Source organism: Microbacterium sp. 22179, from assembly GCF_052045715.1.
Classification (GTDB): Bacteria; Actinomycetota; Actinomycetes; order Actinomycetales; family Microbacteriaceae; genus Microbacterium; species Microbacterium galbinum.
This window is the reverse complement of the sequence record NZ_JBQEPJ010000001.1, coordinates 331,864-353,832: the sequence shown is the minus strand read 5'-3', so window position 1 is coordinate 353,832 and position 21,969 is coordinate 331,864. Positions and strand designations below refer to the sequence as shown.

Sequence of the window (21,969 nt, the reverse complement as noted above, 5' to 3'; positions counted from 1 at the left end):
CGTCATCAAGAAATGCACGAAGCCAACCCTGCAAGCCGTTTGCTGAACTTTTAGACAAGCGATTTAGCGTTTTAGATGCTCACTTTGATCCGCCATTTCGCGATGCTTGCTCCAGGGGCGCAGAATATGGGCGTGGCGATCGACATCAGCGAGTTCAGCTATCTTCCCGCGCAGGCCGAGGCGCTCGGCCTCCCCGTTCCTCCGGTCGAACGGCTCACCCTCCCCCTGCCGGATGGCCGCACGGTCAGCGCGCTGCGCTTCGGGACGGAACCCGCCCGTGTGACGCTGCTGCACGGTGCCGGTCTGAACGCGCACACCTGGGACACCACAGCGCTCGCCCTCGGCACCCCGCTCCTCGCGATCGACCTCGCCGGGCACGGAGACTCGTCCTGGCGCGACGACCTCGACTACACGCCGCGCACCCTCGCCGTCGACGTGGCCGCGGCGCTCGATGCCTGGACCGACGTACCGCAGATCGTCGTCGGACAGTCCCTGGGCGGCCTGACCGGCGCGGCGCTGGCGGCGAGCCGCCCCGATCTCGTCGCCGAGCTCATCGTCGTCGACATCACCCCCGGCATCGACACCTCCGCCGGTCCCGCGGCCCTCCGCGAGTTCTATGCCGGGCCCGTGGACTTCGCGACCCGCGATGAACTCGTCGACAAGGCGATCGCGCTCGGGTTCGGCGGTACACGCCCCGAGACCGAGCGAGGTGTGTTCCTGAACACCCGCGTGCGACCGGACGGACGCATCGAGTGGAAGCACCATTTCGCGCACCTCGCCGCGCAGGCTCTCGCATCCCACGCCCCGGGCACCCCGGCGGCACCGTCCGTCCTGCACGAGACGGGATGGGACGACCTCGCCGCCGTCCGCGCTCCCCTGACCTTGATCCGGGCGACGCGGGGATTCGTCAGCGAAGCGGATGCCGATGACCTGCAGCGCCGCATCCCGACCGCACGCGTCGTAGTGTTCGATGCCACCCACAACGTTCAGGAGACCGCTCCCGTCGAGCTCGCCGAGTTCGTCGCCGCAGCCTCCGCGTCGGTGTGAAACGGAATGTGACGTCGCGTTCCACACCGCACCCTTCGATTTCTCGCTCATCCCTAGGCTCGTTCAACCGGCACACAGCACCTGCCGCACCGAGAGGAAACCATCATGTTCCGACGCTCCCGACGCGTAGCGCTCATCTCCGCGCTCGCCGCCACCGCTGTCATCCTCAGCGCGTGCTCCGGCAGTCCGCAGCCCGCCGCCACCTCGACCGGTGAGGTCGACCCCGACGCGACCCTCCACGTGGGTCTCGTGCTCGAGCCGACCAACCTCGACATCCGGCACACCAGTGGCGCGGCACTCGAGCAGATCCTCATCGACAACATCTACGAGGGCCTGGTCACCCGCACCCAGGACAACGAGATCGAGGCGCGCATCGCCTCGGACTACTCGGTCTCCGACGACGGCCTGACCTACTCGTTCACCCTCAACGACGGAGTGGTCTTCCACGACGGCTCGCCCCTGACGTCGGCCGATGTCGTCGCCTCGTACGAGCAGGTGCGCACCGACGAGACCATCCAGGGCAACGCGGAGTTCGCCTCGGTCTCCTCGATCACCGCGCCCGACGAGAAGACCGTCGAGATCGTGCTCTCCGAGCCGAACCAGAACTTCCTCTTCGCCCTGACCGGCCCCGCCGGACTGGTGTTCAAGAGCGGTGACACCACCGATCTGCAGACGGCGGAGAACGGCACCGGCCCGTTCACCCTCACCCGCTGGAACAAGGGCAGCACGATCACGTTCGCGCGCAGCGACGCCTACTGGGGCGAGCCCGCCGGCGTCGCGTCGGTCGAGTTCCAGTACATCCCCGACTTCACCGCGGGTGTGAACGCCGCGATCGCGGGCGACGTCGACGTCCTGACCGCCGTCGACCCGAACCTCGCGCCGCAGCTCGAGGACTCGGGCGACTTCACCCTCACCACGGGTCGTACGACCGACAAGGCCACGCTCGCGTTCAACAACGCGAAGGCGCCGCTCGACGACGTCCGCGTGCGCGAGGCACTGCGCCTGGCGATCGACCACGACGCGCTCATCGAAGCGGCCGGCGCGGGCACCCCGCTCTACGGACCGATCCCCGAGCTCGACCCGGGCTACGAAGACCTCTCCGATGTCGTCTCCTACGACCCCGAGCGCGCGAAGGAACTCCTGGCGGAGGCCGGGCAGGAGGATCTCGAGCTGACCCTCACGATCCCCTCGTTCTACGGCACCACGGTGCCGAAGGTGCTCATCTCGGACTTCGCGAAGGTGGGCGTCACCCTCGACGTCGACTCGGTCGAGTTCGCCACCTGGCTCGAAGACGTCTACACGAACCACGACTACGACCTCAGCTACGTGCTGCACGTCGAGCCGCGTGACTTCGGCAACTTCGCGAACCCGGACTACTACTTCGGGTACGACAACGCCGAGGTGCAGAGCCTCTACGCCGAGGCCCTCGCCGAGGTCGACCCCGACAAGTCCGCCGATCTCCTCGCCCAGGCGGCGCGGATCGTCTCGGAGGACCACGCGGCCGACTGGCTGTACAACGGACAGACGATCACGGCGGTCGCGCCGATCGTCACCGGCTTCCCCGAGGACTCGATCAACTCGCGCATCAACCTGGCCGGCGTGACGGTCTCGTCCGCCGAGTAAGCGGCGGTCTCGTCCTCCGTGATCCGTTACGCGCTCGTCCGAGGAGCCCTGCTCATCGCAGGGCTCCTCGTCGCGAGCGCCCTCATCTTCCTCACCCTGCGCGTCTTCCCGGGTGATGTCGCCCAGCTCATCGCCGGCACCCAGGCATCGCCCGCCGAGGTCGAAGCGCTGCGCGAATCGCTCGGCCTGAACCGGCCGCTCCTGTCGCAGTACACCGACTGGATCGGAGGCATCTTCCGCGGAGACCTCGGCACGTCACTGCTCTCCGGCGCCTCGGTCGGCGAAGAGCTCCTGCTCAAGGCGCAGGTCACGGTGCCGCTCGGGCTGATGTCGCTCCTCATCGCCGTCCTGATCGCGATCCCCTTCGGCATCCTCGCCGCGCTGGCTCGCGGACGGCGCGCCGGCACCGCGCTGAGTGTCGGCGCGCAGACCCTCGCCGCCGTACCCGTCGTCTGGGCCGGCATGATGCTCATCGTCGTCTTCTCGGTCTGGCTCGGGTGGTTGCCCCCGCAGGGCTTCCCCCGCACCGGGTGGAGCACGCCCGGCGAGGCCATCGAGGCGCTCCTCCTGCCGGCTCTCACGATCGGGATCGTGGAGGGTGCCATGCTCATGCGCTTCGTGCGCAGTGCGACCCTGCAGGCGGCCGGCCAGGACTTCGTCCGCACGGCGGCGGCCAAGGGACTCACGCGTACGCAGGCGCTGATCCGACACGGCATCCCCGCCGTCGGGCTGTCGATCATCACGGTGCTCGGCCTGCAGGTCGCCGGCATCATCGTGGGCTCCGTCGTGATCGAGCAGCTGTTCACCCTCCCGGGCATCGGACGGATGCTGGTGGCGGACGTCGGCACCCGCGACCTCATCAAGGTGCAGAGCGAACTCCTCGTGCTCACCGGCTTCGTGCTCGTGATCGGATTCCTGGTCGACCTGCTCCACCGTACGATCGACCCGCGCCAGAGGGAGGCATGATGGCTCCGCTGTGGCTCCGCCGCCTGTGGGCGACCCCGACGGGCGCCTTCGGCCTGGTCGTCGTCGCCCTCATCGGCCTGACAGCCCTCGTCGCGCTGTTCTGGACGCCGTTCGACCCGCAATCCTCGACCATCAGCGACCGGTGGCTCGGTCCGAGCTGGCCGCACCTCCTGGGCACCGACGACACCGGGCGCGACATCCTGAGCCTGATCATGGCGGGGGCGCGCACGACGGTGTTCGTCAGCATCGGCGCCGGAGTCGTCGCCACCGTCGTCGGCATCGCCCTCGCCGCGCTCGGCGCCCTCACCGCCCGGTGGCTGCGCGAGACGATCGCGGTTCTGGTCGACATCCTGATCGCCTTCCCGGTGCTCCTCATCGCGATGATGATCTCCTCGGTCTGGGGCGGCTCCCTCTGGGTCGTGATCTGGGCCGTGGGCATCGGCTTCGGCGTGAACATCGCGCGCGTCACCCGCCCCGAGCTGCGGAGGGTGCAGCAGAGCGACTTCATCCTCGCGGCGAAGGCATCCGGCCTCACCCCCGCGCAGAGCCTGCTGCGCCACCTCCTCCCCAACGTCGCTCCGGTGTTCATCGTGCAGCTGTCGTGGTCGATGGCCGTCGCCGTGCTGGCCGAAGCCGGACTGTCGTACCTCGGCTTCGGCGCGTCGGTCGTCGAGCCCAGCTGGGGCCTGCTGCTCGCCGACCTGCAGCGCTACATCGGCGTGCACCCGCTCTCGGTGATCTGGCCGGGTCTCACGATCACCCTCACCGTCCTCGCCCTGAACCTCCTCGGCGACGCCCTGCGCGAAGCGACCGACCCCACGCTGCGCCACCGCCGCGCCGAGACGCACACCCCCGGAGTGGTCGCATGAGCCTCGTCGTCGAAGACCTGACCGTCGAGATCGACGGGCGTCGCGTCGTCGACGGCGTCTCGTTCGAGGTCGCGGACGGCGCCCGTCTGGGCCTGATCGGCGAGTCCGGGTCGGGCAAATCGCTCACCGCTCTCGCGATCCTCGGACTCCTGCCCGACGGCGCGACGGCGGCGGGCAGCATCCGCTGGAACGGCACGGAACTGATCGGGATGCCGGACCGCGAGCTCGCCCGACTGCGCGGTGACGAGATCGGCATCGTGTTCCAGGAGCCGCGCACCGCCCTCAATCCGATCCGCACGGTCGGTCGGCAGATCGCCGAGGCGATCCGCATCCACGAGGGCATCGGGCGACGCGAAGCGCGCGCACGCGCGGTTCAGGAAGCCGCCCGCGTGCGGCTCCCCGATCCGGAGTCGATCGTCGATCGCTACCCGCACCAGCTCTCCGGTGGCCAGCGCCAGCGCGTCGCGATCGCGATGGCACTCGCCTGCCGCCCCCGGCTGCTCATCGCCGACGAGCCGACCACGGCGCTCGACGTCACGATCCAGTCCGAGATCCTGGCGCTCCTGCTGCACCTCGTCGAGGACGAGGGCATGTCGCTCGTCTTCATCACCCACGACCTCGCCGTCCTCGCACAGGTCGCCACCGAGGGGGTGGTTCTCGAACACGGGCACGTCGTCGAGTCCGCTCCGGTCTCGACGCTGCTCACCGCACCGAGCTCGCCGATCACGCAGGGGCTGCTCCGCGATGCGACGGCGACACTGTGGCGCCCGGACGGAGGCATCGCATGAGTCTCGTCGAAGCGCGTGGGCTCACCCGCGAGTTCATCGTCCCGAAGCGCTCGCCCCTCGAGCGCACACGTCGGCAGACGGCTCTCGAGCCGACCGACCTCGATATCATCGAGGGCTCGTCCGTCGGGATCATCGGCGAGTCCGGTTCGGGGAAGTCGACACTGGTGCGCCTGCTGCTGGGCCTCGACAGACCGACATCGGGGACGGTGACCGTCGACGGACGGCGCGTGGACGCCTCGGCATCCGCGACGTCCCTCCGGTGGCTGCGCCGACAGACGGGACTCGTCTTCCAGGACCCCTACGCCTCCCTCGACCCGCGCATGACCGCCGGGCAGATCGTTCGCGAGCCGCTGTGGGCCCTCGGCATCGACGGCGATCATCGGGCGCGTGTGCGCGAGGTGCTCGCCCGAGTCGGGCTGGAGCCCGATGCCGGCGACAGATATCCGCACGAGTTCTCCGGCGGGCAGCGACAGCGCATCGCGTTGGCTCGTGCGATCGTGCACGGCCCCCGCATCCTCATCGGCGACGAGCCGCTCTCGGCCCTCGATGTGACGGTACGGGCGCAGATCCTCGAGCTCCTCGTCGATCTGCGGCGGACGACCGACCTCACCCTCGTGCTCGTCTCGCACGACATCGGTGTGGTGCAGAACCTCAGCGACACCGTGGTGGTGATGAAGGACGGCCGGATCGTCGAGCGCGGCACGACCGGCGACGTGCTCCTGCGCCCGCAGCACGACTACACGAAGGCTCTGCTGGCCGCGATCCCGGTCATCCCGCGCGATCAGTGACCGCGACCGGAGGCCAGGAACCGACGGCGGCGCGCGACCGGTCTCAGCGCGCGCTTCATGTACACGGTGCCGAGCTCACGACCGAACTTGTGGCCGACCCGGGCCATGCGTCCCGCCTCCACGAAACCGAGGCGCGCGTGCAGACGGATCGACGCCTCGGCACCGCTGTCGCTGATGACCGCGACCATCTCGCGGATGCCGAACTGCTCGCAGGCGTCGATCAGCGCCTGGAGCAGTGCGCCACCGAGGCCCTTTCCGCCGGCACCAGGGCCGAGATAGATCGAGTCCTCGACCGTGTAGCGATAGGCGTTCTTGCCCGCCCAGGGCTGCGCGAGCGCATAGCCGATGACCACCCCGGAAGGTGACACCGCGACGAGGAACGGGAGCCCGAGCCGATCCAGCAGGGCGAACTTGTCGCGCCAGTACGGGATGCTGCTGCTCTTCTCGTCGAGCGTGACGGCGGAGTTGCTCACGAAGTGGTTGTAGATCTCGCGCACGGAGGGCAGATCACCGGGCCGGGCGGGACGGATCGTGTACGAGAAGATCTCGGGGGCCGCCGCAGGACGCAGGTGGCGCGGCAGGATGCGACGTCGGTCCCCCGGTTCGAACTGCATGCGATCAGCTTAGGGATCCGGGGCGTTCGCCCTCTACCCGCCAGTCGATCGGCGCCGCTCCCAGGCCCTCGAGCAGCTCGTTCGCGCGGGAGAACGGGCGGGATCCGAAGAAACCGCGACGCGCCGACAGCGGCGAGGGGTGGGCCGACGCGATGATCGGCGTCGCCCCCAGGAGCGGACGCAGGTTCTCGGCGTCCTTGCCCCACAGGATCGCCACGAGCGGGCGGTTGCGCGCGACCAGCGCCCGGATCGCGGCTTCGGTGACCTTCTCCCACCCCCACCGCCGGTGCGAGCCCGCCACGCCCGGCTGCACGGTCAGCACCCGGTTGAGCAGCAGCACTCCCTGATCGCTCCACGCCGAGAGGTCGCCGTGCGGCGCGGGCGGGATGCCGAGATCGCTCTCCCGCTCGCGGTAGATGTTGGCGAGGCTGCGCGGCAGCGGCCGCACGTCGCAGTCGACCGCGAACGAGAGTCCGATCGGATGACCGGGGGTCGGATAGGGATCCTGACCGGTGATGAGAACCCGCACATCGGCGAGCGGTCGCCGGAACGCCCGGAGCACGTTCGCGCCGTCCGGAAGGTACCCGCGCCCCGCCTGCACCTCGCCGCGCAGACGCTCGCCCAGGGCGGTGATGTCGTGCTGCACGGGCGCGAGCGCCTCCGCCCATCCCGGGTCGATCTCGCCATCCGCGGCGAGCTCGGCGAGGGTGCGGGCCATCGTCATTCGGCGGAGCGCACGCGCAGCGGTCCGCGCGCCAGCAGGTGCTGAGCCGACTGCGCGACAGGACGCATCGTGACGAGGTCGAGGTTCACGTGCCCCGGCGCATCGAGCGCGTAGGCGATGACGTCGGCGACGTCTCCGGCGACGAGCGGAGCCTCGACTCCCGCGTAGACGGCTTCGGCTGCGACGGAGTCCCCGCCGAGACGGTTGAGGGTGAACTCCTCGGTGTGCACCATTCCCGGTGCGACCTCGACCACGCGGATCGGCTCGCCGTTCAGCTCCTGACGGAGCACCCGGACGAGCATCGCCTCGGCGGCCTTCGCCGCGTTGTACCCGGCTCCGCCCGCATACGCGGTCTGGGCCGCCGTCGACGTCACGAACACCGTGTCGGCGTGGCCGTCGGCTGCTGCGGCGCGGCGCAACAGCGGAAGCAGGCCCTTCACGAGCCGCTGCGTCGAGAGCACGTTCGCGTCGAACATCCACTGCCAGTCCTCGACCGAGCCATCCTCGATGCGGTCGGTCCCGCGCGCTCCCCCGGCCACCTGCACGAGCGCGTGCACGGGGCCGCTGGCCTCCAGCTCGGCGATGAGGGCATCGACGGCGGCGGAGTCGGTCAGGTCGCAGGCGATGGCGGATGCCCCGGTCTCGGACACGAGGGCGGTGAGACGATCCTCCCGCCGGGCGACGCCCACGACGTCCCATCCGCGCGAACGGAGCTCCCGCACCGTCGCCGCCCCGATCCCCGAGCTCGCTCCCGTCACAACTGCACGTCTGTTCACCATGCCTCCACCGTACGATGTTCCGCGGTTTTTCGCCGATCGGGACTGTTACGTCACATTTCCCACTCATTGTTGACAGGAGGGAATCTTCCGTACTCTCGCTGAAACGGCATCCGCCATCCGACCATCGATCGTTCCAGGGGGAACAACATGTCCGCACCCGAGACCTGGCGTTTCGAGACCAAGCAGATCCACTCCGGCGCTGCGCCCGACCCGGTGACGAAGGCGCGTGCCACGCCGATCTACCAGACCACGTCGTACGTGTTCGACAGTGCCGACCACGCGGCGAACCTCTTCGCCCTGGCCGAGTTCGGCAACATCTACACCCGCATCCAGAACCCGACGCAGGACGTCCTCGAGCAGCGCCTCGCGGCCCTCGAGGGAGGCACGGGAGCACTGGTGCTCTCGAGCGGCCAGGCGGCATCGACCTTCGCGATCCTGAACATCGCCGAGGCCGGCGACCACTTCGTCGCCTCGAGCTCGATCTACGGCGGCACCTACAACCTCTTCAAGTACACGCTCGCCAAGCTCGGCATCGAGGTCACGTTCGTCGAGAACCAGGACGACCCCGAGGAATGGCGCCGCGCCGTCCGCCCGAACACCAAGCTGTTCTTCGCCGAGACGATCGGCAACCCGCAGATCAACGTCCTCGACATCCGCGCCGTCGCCGACGTCGCCCACGCCAGCGGTGTGCCGCTCATCGTCGACAACACGATCGCCACCCCCTACCTGATCCGTCCGTTCGAGCACGGCGCCGACATCGTGATCCACTCGGTCACCAAGTTCCTCGGCGGCCACGGCACGACGATCGGCGGCGTGATCATCGACGGCGGTTCGTTCGAGTGGTCGAAGAACGTCGAGAAGTTCCCGGGGCTCACCGTTCCGGACCCCTCGTACCACGGGGCCAGCTACACGACCGCGGTCGGCGACCCGCTCGCGTACATCATCAAGGCCCGCGTGCAGCTGCTCCGCGACCTCGGATCCGCGATCGCCCCGCAGAGCGCGTGGAACCTGATCCAGGGCGTCGAGACGCTGTCGCTGCGCATCGAGCGCCACGTGCAGAACGCGCAGGAGATCGCCGAGTGGCTCGACGGACGCGACGACGTCGCGACCGTCAACTACTCGGGGCTGCCGTCCTCCCCCTGGTACGCCAAGGCCAACGAATACGCGCCCAAGGGCGTCGGAGCGGTGCTGTCGTTCGAGCTGAAGGGCGGTGTCGAGGCGGGTCGCGAGTTCGTGAACAGCCTCTCGCTGTTCAGCCACCTGGCGAACATCGGCGACGTGCGCTCTCTCGTCATCCACCCGGCATCGACCACTCACGCGCAGCTCACCCCCGAGCAGCAGCTCACGGCGGGCGTCACGCCCGGCCTCGTGCGCCTCTCGGTCGGCATCGAGAACGTCGACGACCTCAAGGCCGACCTCGACCAGGCCCTGGCCGCTGCCCGTCGCGTCTCGGAGGCCGCTCGCGCCTGACGATTCGTCCACCACGGATGCCTCGGACTCCCGGAGTCCGGGGCATCCGTGTCTTCCGGCGGCGTAACGTTCGCCGCCCGACCCGCAGGTCACGCGAGAATGGAAGCATGGACTGGCAGACGACCTCTGAAGACACGGTGCCCTCGGCGCTCGTGACGGAGGCCGACGTCCGGCTCCTCCGCGCGCGACCTCCGGCGACCGGCGCCTGGCGCGACGGCGACCCCGTGGGCGGACGCCGCTTCGCGCGGTCCGGCGCGTTCCGGACCGAGAGCGGGGCCGAGCTCCCCAGCATCCGGATCGCCTACGAGTCGTGGGGCGAGCTGAACGCCGCGGGCGACAACGCGGTGCTCGTGCTGCACGCCCTCACCGGCGACAGCCACGTGCGCGGCGAGGCCGGTGCGGGCCATCCGACCGCCGGGTGGTGGGAAGAGCTCACCGGTCCCGGCGCGCCCCTCGACACCGATCGCTGGTTCGTCGTCGCCCCCAACATGCTCGGCGGCTGCCAGGGCTCGACCGGGCCCGCGAGCGTCGCCCCCGACGGCTACGAATGGGCCTCGCGCTTCCCGTACCTGACGATCCGCGATCAGGTCGCCGCTCAGGTGCGCCTCGCCGATGCCCTGGGCATCGACACGTGGGCCGCGGTCATCGGCGGCTCGATGGGCGGTATGCACGCGCTCGAGTGGGCGGTGACGCATCCGGAACGGGTCGAACGGCTCGCCGTGCTCTCGTCGCCTCCCGTGACGACCGCCGACCAGATCGCGCTCAACACCGTGCAGCTCGAGACGATCCGCATGGATCCGCGTTTCCAGGGCGGCGAGTACTACGACCTCGGCGACGGCGACGGCCCGCACCGGGGTCTGGCCCTCGCCCGACGGATGGCTCTGCTGAACTACCGCAGCCCGATCGAGCTCAATCAGCGGTTCCAGCGCTCCTGGCAGTCGGGGGTCTCACCGCTCGGGCACGGCGGGCGCTTCGCCGTCGAGTCGTACCTCGACTTCCACGGCAACAAGTTCACGCGCCGCTTCGACGCGAACAGCTACATCACCCTCGTCGAGGCCATGAACTCGCACGACGTCGGGCGCGACCGCGGCGGCGTGGAGGAGGCTCTGCGCACCGTGACCGCGACGACACTCGTGCTGGGGATCGACAGCGACCGCCTCTTCCCGGTGGACGGCCAGCACCGCATCGCCCGGAGCATCCCGAACACCCTCGATGGCCACGACGCTGTCGTGCTGAACAGCGACTTCGGGCACGACGGGTTCCTCATCGAGAACGAGGCCGTGGGCGCTCACCTACGGCGACTGCTCGACAGCTGACGCCCCGACGGCTCACTCGCCGGCTCACTCCTCGACGAACCGCCACGGGAGTCCCCCGGTCAGTAGACGCCCCTGCTCCCAGGCGAAGTCGCGCCCGGTGTCCGTGGGGATCACGCGCGTTCGGAACAGGGCCGGTGTCGACGGCGCGGCGAGCGCGGAAGCGGCGTCGGTGACCGCGATCAAACCGTGGAGCGTCATCCACGTCGGCGGGAACAGAGTCCACTCCCCCGACCCGTGTCGTTCGAGCGCCAGTGCCGGGGTCGTCCAGGCGTACTCGACGACCTCGTCGGGCGACGGGACGGGCGGGGCATCCGGTGCCGCAGCGAGGAAGAACCACGTCCGGATCCGCGTGGGCGCCTCGGCGGGCGGATGCCACTGCGACAACGCCGACAGACCGGCGATCTCGAGGCCGACCTCCTCCTGCGTCTCTCGGATGGCGGCGCGTCGCGCGTCGTCGATCTCCGCGGAGCCGCGTCGCCGATCGTGTTCCTCCACCTTGCCGCCCGGGAAGACCCACGCGTCCGCGAAGGAACCCCGCTCGGGCCGACGGATCATCAGCACCTCGACGCCGCCGGTCGAGTCACGCACCAGCACGGCCGTTCCGGCCACCGGAAGAGCATCGGGGATGAGCATCCCCTCACCCTACGACGATGCGCCCACCAGGGCAGCGGAGCGACGAGCCTCGACGCGGTACGAGAGCAGCGCGATCAGCAGACCGGCGATCGCGAGCACGGCACCGGTCCACGCGGGAGCCGTGAAGCCCCAGCCGACGGCGATCACGACGCCACCCAGGAACGCGCCGAGGCTGTTGCCGATGTTCAGCGCCGAGTGGTTCATGGCCGCGGCGATCGACTGATTGTCTCCGGCGACGTCCATGAGACGGGTCTGGATCGTCGGGCTCAGCACCGACGACACGAAGCCGACGATGAGCACCAAGAGGCTCAGCGAGATGATCCAGAACGAGAACACGGCGAGCAGGGCGAAGACGACCGCCATCGCCGCGAGTCCGAACAGGAGCGTGCGCCGCAGATCGATGTCGGCGAGATGACCGCCCACGAGGTTTCCGACCGTCATGCCGATGCCCATGAGCACCAGAACGATCGGCACCACCCACTCCGGCGACCCGGCCACCTCGGTCACCAACGGGGCGATGTAGCTGTACACGGCGAAGAACCCGCCGAAGCCGATCGCGCCGATGCCCAGCGTGAACCAGACCTGCCGGATGCGGAAGACGCCCAGTTCCTGGCGCATCGTCCGGCCGGGGGAACCCGGGTGCTCGGGCACGAAGAACACGATGCAGATCGTCGCGAGGGCGAAGACGAGGGCGACGACGCCGAACGCGGCGCGCCATCCCCAGGCCTGGCCGAGGAACGTGCCGAGCGGAACACCGACGACGTTCGCGACCGTGAGGCCGGTGAGGATGAAGGCGACGCCCTTGGCGCGGTTGCCCGGCCCCATGACATCGGCCGCGACGAGAGCACCGATGCCGAAGTAGGCCCCGTGCGGGAGGCCTGCGAGGAAGCGCGATGCTCCGACCAGCTCGAACGTCGGCAGCACCACGGTGAGGGCGTTGAAGACCGTGAGCGCGATCGCCAGGACGATCATGACTCTGTGTCGCGGGAAGCGCGCGACGAAACCGGCGATGGTCGGCGCGCCCACCACGACGCCGAGTGCATACAGCGAGATGAGCCATCCGGCCTGGCTCAGCGCATCCTCCTGGCTCGAGGCCCAGAGGGAGGGAAGCAGGTCGGAGGCGATGTTCGGGAGCAGGCCCATGACGACGAACTCGGTCATGCCGATGCCGAAACTGCCGATGGCGAGAGAGAGGAGCGCCCTCTTCGCCGCACCCCTCGATTCAGTCGAGGGATTCACCGGTCTAGCCTACCGGCCCGCCGACGGCCCGAAGGCACCGGGGGTCGTCCCGAGCACGCGCCGGAAGTGTCGCGTGAGATGGGCCTGATCGTGGAACCCCGCCTGCGCCGCGGCGTCGGACGGTCGGATGCCGTCGACCAGGAGCCTCCGAGCGAGATCGATGCGTCGGCTCAGGACGTACTGATGCGGCGCGATGCCGTACGTGCGCGTGAAGGAACGCGTCAAATGGCTCGGGTGTGCTCCCCATGCGGTGGCGATCTCGGAGAGGGTGAAGGACTCCGTGAAACGATCGTCGATGAGCGCCCGGAGGCGGCGAGCGAGCGGCGTGTCGCGAGCGGCAACGGTCGATGACCCGAGATGGGCGAGGATGCGCCCTCTCAGCGCGAGCGTCCACTGCTCGGCGGCGAGCAGGTCACCGGGCAGGGCGAGTGCGGCGTGGATGCGTCGCGCCGCCGCCGTCGCTCGCGGGTCGCGCACCGTCGGGTGGACGACCGACCTGCCCACCGCCTCGGCGGGAAGCCACGCCGGATCGAAGTACACGACCCGTTTGCGATAGATGCGACCGTCCACGGTCGAGCGCCCGTCGTGCGGGACACCCGGGGGCAGCAGCGTCACCGCACCCGGCGCGGCGATGTGCGACGAACGATCGAGACCGTAGGCGACCGCTCCCTCGTCCACGAGCATCGCCGTCCAGACGTCGTGGGCGTGAAGCGGGTACGCGTGCTCGAAGGAGGCGTGATACACCTCCCGCACCGCGGGCACCTCGGGATGCCAGGCGTGCACGCGATCGACCATGCAAGAAACGTACAAGACGCCGCGGGCTTCCGGCGCGATCGTGGATACATGACCACCGCACTGCCGACGAGCACCCCCGCTGAACAGACCGCCCGCTTCGACACGAAGGTCGTCGTCCTCCTCGGCGACGACCTCGCCGCCTGGCAGGAGCTCAACGTGACCGCTTTCCTGATCTCCGGCATCACCGTGAGTGCACCCGATCTCATCGGCGGACCCTACCGCGACCGCGACGGTACGACGTATCTGCCGATGCTGCGTCAGCCCGTGCTCGTCATGACCGGGAACTCCGATCTCCTGCGCTCGGTTCGCGATCGGGCCTCCGCCCGAGACGATGTCGCGCTCGCGGTCTACACCCGCGAGCTCTTCGCGACAGGGCACGACGATGCCAATCGCGCCGCCGTCGCGGCCGTCGCAACGGCCGACCTCGATCTCGTGGGGCTCGCGCTGCGGGGTCCGCGCAACGCCGTCGACCGCATGCTCAAGGGCGCGCGCATGCACGCCTGAACGACGTGTGCGTTCTACTCGGCCTCGTCGATCGCACGCTCGAGACGCTCGATCTTGCCGTCGAGCTCGCCGGTGAAGCCGGGGCGGATATCGGCCTTGAGCACCAAGGACACGCGCGAGCCGAAGGGCATGACCGCCTCGGTGGCGCGTTTGACGACGTCCATCACGGTGTCCCAGTCGGGGCCCTCGATCTCGGTGAACATGCTCGTCGTCCGGTGCGGCAGCCCGGACTCGCGGACGACGCGCACGGCGGCGGCCACGGCGACGTGGACGGAGCCGTCTTCGCGGCCGGTGCCGGAGGGAGCGACGGAGAAGGCGATCAGCATGGGGAACCTCGTGTCTCTTCGATGGCGGTGGGAGCGACTTCCCGGCCGGCGGGGTCCGAGCCGAGCATCGCGGCGAGGACCTGCGCGGCCGCCGCTGCCACACGATGCATCATAGGCTCCGGCTCCGGTCCTCGCCGTCGGCGGGCGTGCGCACGACGGCACGGATGCCGATCACGAGGAGGACGACGAGTAGGAGGTTGCGCACCGACAGCACCACGATCGGCAGGACCTGTCCCTGCAGCAGCGCGTCGTAGCCGAGCGGATAGACGAGGCAGGTGAGGACGCAGAGCGCGAGCACCACGACCGCGGGCAGGACCGCCCGCGCCCGGTCGAACACGAGCCAGAGGATCACGGGCGCGATCAGCCAGACCTGGAACTGCGGGGAGCCGACCTTGTTGGTCACGATGAGCGCCGCCACGAGCGAGAGCGCGAGCGTTGGGAGGAGCCGGGCGAACGCGGCCCCGCGCATCGCCTTCCAGCCCGAGAGCGCGAGGATGCCGGCGACCACCGCGACCATGACTCCGGAGAGCGCCGCGGCGACGACGTCGGCACCCGGCGCGGCGACCTGGAACGTGAGGATGTCGAAGCTGTACTCGATGCCCGCGGATCCGCCGGGGACCGCCCACAGGAAGGGCGTCGCCGCGACCGCCTCGATCTGCAGACCACGTCCGCCCTGCTCGGCGAGGAAGCCGAAGAGATGCTCGTGCGCTCCGAGCAGCAGCAGACCGGCGATGACGGCCGTCGTCACCATCAGAGCCGCGACGATCATGCGCAGCCGACGGCGCCCGGCGATCAGTGCCGCGAGCAGCACCGCTCCGGGCCAGATCTTGATCCACGCGCCGATCGTCAGGAGGGCTGCGGCGAGCGCGGGGCGCGAGACGAGCCAGAGACCGGCGATCACGACGATCGGCAGGGTGACGGCATCCAGCCGGTAGAGCGCGATCGGCCCCAGCAGCAGCAGGGCGGCGCTCCAGAACCATGCGGCGGTGCGACGCGGTGCCGACGGCGAGCGCCCGAGCAGCACGGCGAAGGCGAGCGCGTCGAGAGCGGTCACGAGGATCGCCCAGGCGACGAGGTATGCCCCGGAGACACCGAGGAGTCCGACGAACGGCACCGCCATCGCCTTCACCAGGAGGATCGGCGCGAGGGCGAGCTGCGGGTACACCCAGGTCTCGGTGATCCCGACGATCGGTCCTCCGCTCACCGCCGCCGTCGCCCAGGGTTCGTAGACGAGCACCACATCGCCCATCGGCTGACTCGGGTAGACCCACCCCAGCCACGCGGTCAGGGCATGGACCGCGACGAAGACGACCCAGAGCGCGATGAGTCGTTCCGCGCCCTGCTTCACGCCAGCACGTCCGCGATCGCGCGCGGCAGGGCCTGCGCGACGTCCGACGCGACGATCGGATGCCCCGGCTCACCGTTCGCGCTCCCGGAGGCGATCCGTGCGGCGTAGCCGTGCAGCCACGCTCCCGCGGCGGCGGCCTCTTCCAGAGGAACACCGGGGTTCGCGGCGAGCAACGCACCGAGCACTCCGCCCAGCACATCGCCCGTGCCCGCCGTGGCGAGCCAGCCGGTCCCCGCCGCGACGGCGATCGCTCCCCCGTCGGGCGTCGCGATCAGTGTGCGTGCGCCCTTCAGTAACACGGTCACGCCGAGCGAACGAGCGACCTCGGCGGCGCCGGCGACGCGATCCTCCTCGGGAGAGGCCAGACGCAGGCGCGCCCGCAGTTTCGAGAACTCCCCCGCGTGGGGCGTCAGCAGCACAGGAGCGGTCGGGCGGTCGACGAGGTCGAGCGCTCCGGCGTCGACCACGACTCGGGTGCTCCCGGTCATCAAGGCGCGCAGCGCCTCTTCTTCGTCGGCGCTGCGATGCGCGGCATCCGTTCCCGACCCGATCACCCAGGCATCCACCCGCGTGCGCCCGACGTCGCTCCCCGTCACCGTCTCGGGACGGCGGGCGAGCACGGCGTCCGACACCCGGCCGTCGCCGACGAAGCGGACGAACCCTGCGCCGGCGCGCCACGCGGCCTCGACGCCCAGCACCGCCGCGCCGGGGTATGCCGCAGAGCCGGTGCGCAGCGCCACGACACCGCGCGAGTACTTGTCGTCGTCGGCTGACGGCACCCGGAACAACCGCGCCGTATCGCTGCGGGACCACTCGCGAACCTCGACCATGACTCCACGTTAGTGCGACGGCCCTCGGGCCGTGCGAGCGGCGGTAACGTCGAACGGTGAGCATTCTCTTCTCCCCCCTGAGCATCCGTTCCGTCGAGTTCTCCAACCGTCTCTGGGTGTCGCCGATGTGCATGTACAGCGCGATCGACGGTGTGGTGCAGGAGTGGCATCACACGCATCTGGCGCAGTTCGCCTCCGGCGGCGCCGGTCTGATCGTCGCGGAGGCGACCGCTGTGGTTCCCGAGGGCCGCATCTCACCGCGCGACGTAGGACTCTGGAACGACGAACAGCGCGATGCGTGGGTGCCGATCGTCCGGGCGATCCACGAGCGCGGCGCGCTCGCGGGCATCCAGCTCGCCCACGCCGGCCGCAAGGCTTCGACCTGGTGGCCCTGGGCGGAGCTGCGCGGATCGGTTCCGGTCGCCGACGGCGGCTGGACCACGACCGCGCCGTCCGCCCTCGCGTTCGAGGGATTCGCCGAGCCCGAGGCCCTCGATGCCGAGGGAATCGAACGCGTCGTCTCCGGCTTCGCCGACGCCGCCCGTCGCGCGCTCGACGCCGGGTTCGACGTGCTCGAGATCCACGGTGCCCACGGCTACCTCGTGCACCAGTTCCTCTCGCCGCTGTCGAACCGGCGCGATGACGACTACGGCGGCTCGCTGGAGAACCGCGCCCGCCTCCTGCTGCGCATCCTCGATGCGGTGCGCGACGTCGCGGGTCCCGGAGTCCCCGTGTTCGTGCGCATCTCGGCCACCGATCACGCCGAGGGCGGATTCACCGCCGACGAGGCGACGCAGGTCGGGGACTGGGCGACCGCGCACGGCGCGGACCTCATCGACGTCTCCAGTGGCGGTCTCGTCGCCCACCAGCAGATCAGCGTGTTCCCGGGATACCAGGTGCCGCTGGCCGAGACCGTCCGCCAGGGCGGTCGCATCCCGGTCTCGGCGGTCGGTCTGATCACCGCCGCCGAGCAGGCGGAGCGGGTGCTCGCCGACGGCGCCGCCGATGCGATCTTCGCGGGACGCGAGTGGCTGCGCGACCCGCACTTCGGCCTGCGCGCCGCGCACGATCTCGGTGTCGACGTCGCCTGGCCCCCGCAGTACGACCGCGCGCGCTGGCGCTGAGGCCTCGCGTCCGACCCGCGTACGACGAAGGCCGCCGACCCGTGATCGGGTCGGCGGCCTTCGTGTGCATGATCAGTGCCCGCGGACGCGACGCGTCGCGTCCTGCACCTCTCCGACCAGCTCCTCGAGGATGTCCTCCAGGAACAGCACGGCCGTGGTCTCACCCCGGGCATCGCGCACCTTGGCCAGGTGACGGCCGGCGCGGCGCATGACCGCGAGGGCGTCCTCGAGGTCGGTGTCCTCCTGCACCGGCACCATGTGGTGGATGCGCTTGGCGGGAAGCGGCTCGACCATCTTCACCTCGGCATCCGGGCCATCCGAAGCTCGGAGGATGTCCTTGAGGTGCACGTACCCGATCGGCGCACCCTCGGCGTCGACGATCACGTAGCGGGAGAACCCGTACCGCGCGACCGCCTTCTCGATGTCGTCGGGGGTCGTCGTGGCCGGCAGCGTGACGAGGTCGCCCAGCGGGACCGCGACATCGCGCGCCTTCTTGTCGGTGAACTCGACCGCGGCGGCGACGGTCCCCGCGGTGTCGGTGAGCACCCCTTCGCGGCGCGACTGGTCGACGATCGTCGCGACCTCCTCGAGCGTGAACGTCGAAGCCGCCTCGTTCTTGGGCTCGACGCGGAAGAGTCGCAGCACACCGTTGGCGGCCGCATTGAGCAGCCAGATCACCGGCATGAACACCTTCGACACCCACACGAGCGGGGTCGCGAGGATCAGCACGGCGCGGTCCGGCACCGAGAACGCGAGGTTCTTCGGAACCATCTCGCCGAACACCACGTGCAGGAACGACACGATCAGCAGGGCGATGGTGAACGAGACCGCATCGACGGCACCGTCGGGCCACCCGAGCGCGTGCAGCGGCACAGCCAGGAGATGGTGGATCGCGGGCTCCGAGACGTTCAGGATCAGGAGCGAGCAGATGGTGATGCCCAGCTGCGAGGTCGCGAGCATGAGCGTCGCGTGCTCCATGGCGTACAACGCCGTCTTCGCGGCGCGCGATCCCTGTTCGGCACGCGGCTCGATCTGCGAGCGGCGTGCCGAGATCACCGCGAACTCCGCGCCGACGAAGAAAGCGTTCGCGACCAGCAGCACGACGAGCCAGGCGAGTCCTCCCCAATCGCTCATCGGGTCACCTCCGCATCCGCGTCGACGGGTCTCGGAACGAAGCGGATGCGGTCCACCCGGCGGCCGTCCATGCGAACGACCTGCAGCATGCCGCTGTCGAGCGACACCTCGTCGCCGACCGCGGGGACGCGCTCGAGGACGCTCATCACGTAGCCGCCGACCGTGTCGTACACATCGCCCTCCGGGACGTCGATCCCCGCGCGGCTGCGCAGCTCGTCCGGGCGCAGCTCGCCCGGGAAGGTGAGGCCGTCGCGGCCACGGATCACGCCGGCGCGCGTGCGATCGTGCTCGTCCGACACCTCACCGACGATCTCCTCGACGAGATCCTCGAGGGTGACGAGACCGGCGGTCCCGCCGTACTCGTCGACGACGACCGCGAGCTGGTACCCCCGGGCACGCAGCTCGGAGATGAGACCGTCGATGTGCACGGTCTCGGGAACGCGCAGGGGGTCGGTCGCGAGCGCGCCGACCGGCACTTCGGTGCGACGGTCGCGCGGCACCGAGATCGCCGCCTTCAGGTGCACGACCCCCATGATGTCGTCGAGATCGTCGTCGTACACGGGGAACCGGCTGTGCCCCGTGCGACGGGCGAGCTGGATGACGTCGTCCGCCGAATCCCCGGCCGCGATCGCGTGCATGCTCGGGCGTGCGGTCATGACGTCCGCCGCCGTGAGGCGCGAGAACGTCAGGGTGCGGTCGAGCAGGGTCGCGGTGTCGGCTTCGAGCACACCGGCGCTCGCCGATCGGCGCACGAGCGAGGAGAGCTCCTCGGCGCTGCGCGCCCCGGAGAGTTCTTCCTTCGGCTCGATGCCCATGCTGCGCAGCACGCCGTTGGCGCTGCCGTTGAGCACGACGACCGCGGGCTTGAAGACGGTGGTGAAAGCGACCTGGAACGGAACCACGAGCTTGGCGGTGGCGCGCGGCAGGGCGAGCGCGAAGTTCTTGGGCACGAGTTCGCCCAGGATCATCGACAGCACCGTGGCGACGAACATCGCGACGACGGTGGCGATGGGCGCGACAGCGGGCTCCGGAATGTGCCAGGCGACGAGCGTCGGCCGCAGCAGGTTCGACAGCGCCGGCTCCATCGTGTAACCGGTCAGCAGCGTCGTGAGCGTGATGCCGAGCTGGGCCGAGGAGAGATGCGTCGAGGTGTGCTTGAGAGCACCGATCGTGAGGGCGAGTCGGGATTCACCGCGCGCCTGTCGCGCTTCGAGATCCGCGCGGTCGAGATTGACCAGTGCGAACTCGCTCGCGACGAACAGACCGGTGCCGATCGTGAGCAGGAGCCCCACGCCCAACATGACGTAGTCCATCAGAGGTTCCTCTCCGGCGGGAGAGGGGGACGGTGGGGCGATCTACTGCAACTGGGAGGGTCGTCCATAGTGTGGACGATTCTACCGAACGCGCTCGCGCGCGGTCGCGTCACCCGCGCGCGATTCCGCTACCAGCTGACCGGCAGCGCCTTGCCCTCTTCGTAGCCCGCGGCCGACTGCAGACCCACGAGCGCGCGATCGTGGAACTCCGGGACGGAGGATGCTCCGGCGTAGGTGAACGACGAGCGCACGCCCGAGGTGATCATGTCGAGCAGGTCCTCGACGCCCGGCCGCAGCGGATCGAGGTAGATCTTCGACGAGGAGATGCCCTCGGCGAAGAGTTCCTTGCGCGCCCGCTCGTAGGCGTCGAGCCTGCCGAAGCGGGCCTGCACCGCTTTGGTCGACGCCATCCCCCAGGACTCCTTGAAGATGCGTCCCTCGGCGTCGCGCTGCAACTCGCCCGGGGCCTCGATCGTCCCGGCGAACCAGGAGCCGATCATCACGGATGCCGCGCCCGCGGCGAGCGCCAGGGCGACGTCGCGCGGGTACCGGACCCCTCCGTCCGCCCAGACGTGCGCACCGAGCTCGCGGGCCGCCTGCGCCGTCTCGAGCACCGCCGAGAACTGGGGGCGGCCGACGGCGGTCATCATGCGGGTCGTGCACATCGCGCCCGGACCGACGCCGACCTTGAGGATCGAGGCTCCGGAATCCACGAGATCGTGCACGCCGTCGGCGGTCACGATGTTCCCGGCGACGAGGGGGAGCCCGAGGTTCAGATCAGACACGGTGCGCAGGGCGCGCAGCATCCCGTCCTGATGGCCGTGCGCCGTGTCGAGCACGAGCACGTCGACCCCGGCACCCGCGAGCGCGGTCGCCTTCGCGGCGACGTCGCCGTTGATCCCCACCGCTGCGGCGACGGTGAGCCGTCCGTCGGCATCGAGTGCGGGGCGGTAGAGAGTGGAGCGCAGGGCGCTGCGCGCGCTCAGCGTCCCGACGAGATGCCCGTGGTGCACGACCGTGACCATCTCGGCACCGGCCTCGGTGATCACGTCGAAGGCGTGCCGTTCGGATCCGATGTCGTCGGCGTCGATCGACGGCGTCCCCCGATGCACGAGGTCGCCCAGCTGCGCGTCCGGCAGAGCAGTCGCGAGCCGATTCGCGGGAAGGATGCCGAGGATGTCCTCGACGCCGATCGGCGCGGCCCCGTGCGCGACCACGATCCCGTGCCCCGGCGCGGCGGGAAGGAGCCGGAGGGCGTCGGCGACCGATGCGTGGGGCGGCAAGACGAGAGCCGTGTCCCACAGCACCGGCTGCGCCTTCACATCGCGGATCGCCGCGTCGAGATCCTGGAGGGGCATGTCCTGCGGCAGCACCCCGAGACCTCCGCGTCGCGCCATCACCGCGGCCAGGCGCGGCCCGGTCACGGAGTTCATGTTCGACGCCACGAGAGGCAGGGTCGCGGGCGTGCCGTCCTGCGGCGCCAGGTCGACCTGGAGTCGGCTGGTGACCGACGATCGTCGGGGCACGAGGAACACGTCGGAATAGGTCAGATCGACGGTCGGCTGCGCACCTGAGAACTCCATGACTCCACGGTATCGAGATCGAGCACTCCCTGGGCATGGCGTCGAAGATTCGCACCAGGAAACACGTTAGGCTTGTCGATCGAGAGTGTGCGGACCTGGGCGCATCCTGCGTCCCGCGAGCACTGTGAATCTTCAGCGATGAAAGAGGGCGATCGA

Annotated in this window: 22 protein-coding genes; 10 read left to right on the top strand and 12 right to left on the bottom strand. The window is 69.9% G+C overall.

From position 1 onward, the window contains the following. The first annotated feature begins 126 nt into the window (after positions 1-126). The 6 genes from ACTJKK_RS01600 (at position 127) to ACTJKK_RS01575 (ending at position 6,081) form a co-directional block, all read left to right on the top strand. Positions 127-1,047, top strand: a complete 921-nt coding sequence (locus ACTJKK_RS01600; protein WP_404596594.1) for an alpha/beta fold hydrolase — start codon at positions 127-129, stop codon at positions 1,045-1,047. Positions 1,048-1,152: 105 nt separating this feature from the next. Further along, entirely contained in the window at positions 1,153-2,670 is a 1,518-nt protein-coding gene (locus ACTJKK_RS01595) for an ABC transporter substrate-binding protein (RefSeq protein ID WP_440746770.1), read from the top strand. Positions 2,671-2,688: 18 nt separating this feature from the next. Next, the gene (locus ACTJKK_RS01590) at positions 2,689-3,636 is read left to right on the top strand and encodes an ABC transporter permease (RefSeq protein WP_440746769.1); all 948 of its coding nucleotides are present in this window, start codon (positions 2,689-2,691) and stop codon (positions 3,634-3,636) included. Beyond that, the gene (locus tag ACTJKK_RS01585; RefSeq protein WP_440746768.1) at positions 3,633-4,505 is read left to right on the top strand and encodes an ABC transporter permease; all 873 of its coding nucleotides are present in this window, start codon (positions 3,633-3,635) and stop codon (positions 4,503-4,505) included. Before ACTJKK_RS01590 ends, ACTJKK_RS01585 begins: the two co-directional genes overlap by 4 nt. After that, the gene (locus ACTJKK_RS01580; protein ID WP_440746767.1) at positions 4,502-5,293 is read left to right on the top strand and encodes an ABC transporter ATP-binding protein; all 792 of its coding nucleotides are present in this window, start codon (positions 4,502-4,504) and stop codon (positions 5,291-5,293) included. Before ACTJKK_RS01585 ends, ACTJKK_RS01580 begins: the two co-directional genes overlap by 4 nt. Next, positions 5,290-6,081, top strand: a complete 792-nt coding sequence (locus ACTJKK_RS01575; protein ID WP_440746766.1) for an ABC transporter ATP-binding protein — start codon at positions 5,290-5,292, stop codon at positions 6,079-6,081. Before ACTJKK_RS01580 ends, ACTJKK_RS01575 begins: the two co-directional genes overlap by 4 nt. Here ACTJKK_RS01575 and ACTJKK_RS01570 read toward each other — a convergent pair. From ACTJKK_RS01570 to ACTJKK_RS01560, 3 genes are read right to left on the bottom strand one after another with little or no spacing between them, the layout of a single operon-like run. Then, a complete protein-coding gene (locus tag ACTJKK_RS01570; protein WP_247622829.1) occupies positions 6,075-6,695 on the bottom strand; it encodes a GNAT family N-acetyltransferase in 621 nt (206 codons plus the stop codon). The two genes, ACTJKK_RS01575 and ACTJKK_RS01570, sit on opposite strands and share 7 nt — an antisense overlap. A gap of 4 nt (positions 6,696-6,699) precedes the next feature. Further along, positions 6,700-7,413 (bottom strand): uracil-DNA glycosylase, encoded by a 714-nt coding sequence (locus tag ACTJKK_RS01565; RefSeq protein WP_440746765.1) that lies wholly within the window; start codon positions 7,411-7,413, stop codon positions 6,700-6,702. 2 nt (positions 7,414-7,415) lie between these two features. Next, on the bottom strand, positions 7,416-8,198 hold the full coding sequence (locus ACTJKK_RS01560; protein ID WP_440746764.1) for an SDR family oxidoreductase: 783 nt from the start codon (positions 8,196-8,198) through the stop codon (positions 7,416-7,418). A gap of 147 nt (positions 8,199-8,345) precedes the next feature. Here ACTJKK_RS01560 and ACTJKK_RS01555 point away from each other — a divergent pair, with 147 nt between their 5' ends. Together ACTJKK_RS01555 and metX are read left to right on the top strand one after the other, a co-directional pair. After that, positions 8,346-9,668 (top strand): bifunctional o-acetylhomoserine/o-acetylserine sulfhydrylase, encoded by a 1,323-nt coding sequence (locus tag ACTJKK_RS01555; RefSeq protein WP_247632468.1) that lies wholly within the window; start codon positions 8,346-8,348, stop codon positions 9,666-9,668. 107 nt (positions 9,669-9,775) lie between these two features. Further along, positions 9,776-10,984 (top strand): homoserine O-acetyltransferase MetX, encoded by a 1,209-nt coding sequence (gene metX / locus ACTJKK_RS01550; RefSeq protein WP_247622832.1) that lies wholly within the window; start codon positions 9,776-9,778, stop codon positions 10,982-10,984. Positions 10,985-11,008: 24 nt separating this feature from the next. Here metX and ACTJKK_RS01545 read toward each other — a convergent pair whose 3' ends face one another. Genes ACTJKK_RS01545 through ACTJKK_RS01535 form a run of 3 tightly spaced genes read right to left on the bottom strand, consistent with a single transcriptional unit; the run spans position 11,009 to position 13,651 of the window. Next, the gene (locus ACTJKK_RS01545; protein ID WP_440746763.1) at positions 11,009-11,617 is read right to left on the bottom strand and encodes an NUDIX domain-containing protein; all 609 of its coding nucleotides are present in this window, start codon (positions 11,615-11,617) and stop codon (positions 11,009-11,011) included. Between the two features lie 9 nt (positions 11,618-11,626). Continuing rightward, on the bottom strand, positions 11,627-12,856 hold the full coding sequence (locus tag ACTJKK_RS01540) for an MFS transporter (protein ID WP_247632471.1): 1,230 nt from the start codon (positions 12,854-12,856) through the stop codon (positions 11,627-11,629). A 9-nt stretch (positions 12,857-12,865) separates the two neighbouring features. Further along, positions 12,866-13,651, bottom strand: coding sequence for a helix-turn-helix transcriptional regulator (locus ACTJKK_RS01535; RefSeq protein WP_247632472.1), 786 nt, complete (start codon positions 13,649-13,651; stop codon positions 12,866-12,868). 48 nt (positions 13,652-13,699) lie between these two features. Here ACTJKK_RS01535 and ACTJKK_RS01530 point away from each other — a divergent pair, with 48 nt between their 5' ends. Continuing rightward, a complete protein-coding gene (locus ACTJKK_RS01530) occupies positions 13,700-14,155 on the top strand; it encodes a DUF2000 family protein (protein ID WP_440746762.1) in 456 nt (151 codons plus the stop codon). 14 nt (positions 14,156-14,169) lie between these two features. Here ACTJKK_RS01530 and ACTJKK_RS01525 read toward each other — a convergent pair whose 3' ends face one another. The 3 genes from ACTJKK_RS01525 to ACTJKK_RS01515 form a co-directional block, all read right to left on the bottom strand. Next, positions 14,170-14,481, bottom strand: a complete 312-nt coding sequence (locus ACTJKK_RS01525) for a thiamine-binding protein (RefSeq protein ID WP_247622837.1) — start codon at positions 14,479-14,481, stop codon at positions 14,170-14,172. A 109-nt stretch (positions 14,482-14,590) separates the two neighbouring features. Further along, a complete protein-coding gene (locus tag ACTJKK_RS01520) occupies positions 14,591-15,829 on the bottom strand; it encodes a hypothetical protein (RefSeq protein ID WP_440746761.1) in 1,239 nt (412 codons plus the stop codon). Next, positions 15,826-16,659 (bottom strand): ADP-dependent NAD(P)H-hydrate dehydratase, encoded by an 834-nt coding sequence (locus tag ACTJKK_RS01515; RefSeq protein ID WP_440746760.1) that lies wholly within the window; start codon positions 16,657-16,659, stop codon positions 15,826-15,828. The genes ACTJKK_RS01520 and ACTJKK_RS01515 overlap by 4 nt, the downstream gene beginning before the upstream one ends. Positions 16,660-16,715: 56 nt before the next feature. Here ACTJKK_RS01515 and ACTJKK_RS01510 point away from each other — a divergent pair, with 56 nt between their 5' ends. Further along, on the top strand, positions 16,716-17,783 hold the full coding sequence (locus ACTJKK_RS01510) for an NADH:flavin oxidoreductase/NADH oxidase (protein ID WP_440746759.1): 1,068 nt from the start codon (positions 16,716-16,718) through the stop codon (positions 17,781-17,783). A gap of 72 nt (positions 17,784-17,855) precedes the next feature. On the opposite strand, the gene ACTJKK_RS01505 is transcribed toward ACTJKK_RS01510, so the two are convergent. The 3 genes from ACTJKK_RS01505 to ACTJKK_RS01495 all read right to left on the bottom strand — a co-directional run bounded on the left by ACTJKK_RS01505 (position 17,856) and on the right by ACTJKK_RS01495 (position 21,813). Continuing rightward, complete coding sequence (locus ACTJKK_RS01505; protein WP_247955941.1) at positions 17,856-18,917, bottom strand: hemolysin family protein; 1,062 nt, start codon at positions 18,915-18,917, stop codon at positions 17,856-17,858. Next, positions 18,914-20,230, bottom strand: a complete 1,317-nt coding sequence (locus tag ACTJKK_RS01500) for a hemolysin family protein (RefSeq protein ID WP_440746758.1) — start codon at positions 20,228-20,230, stop codon at positions 18,914-18,916. Before ACTJKK_RS01500 ends, ACTJKK_RS01505 begins: the two co-directional genes overlap by 4 nt. Before the next feature lie 128 nt (positions 20,231-20,358). Then, a complete protein-coding gene (locus ACTJKK_RS01495) occupies positions 20,359-21,813 on the bottom strand; it encodes a GuaB1 family IMP dehydrogenase-related protein (RefSeq protein WP_247955939.1) in 1,455 nt (484 codons plus the stop codon). Between the last annotated feature and the right edge of the window lie 156 nt (positions 21,814-21,969).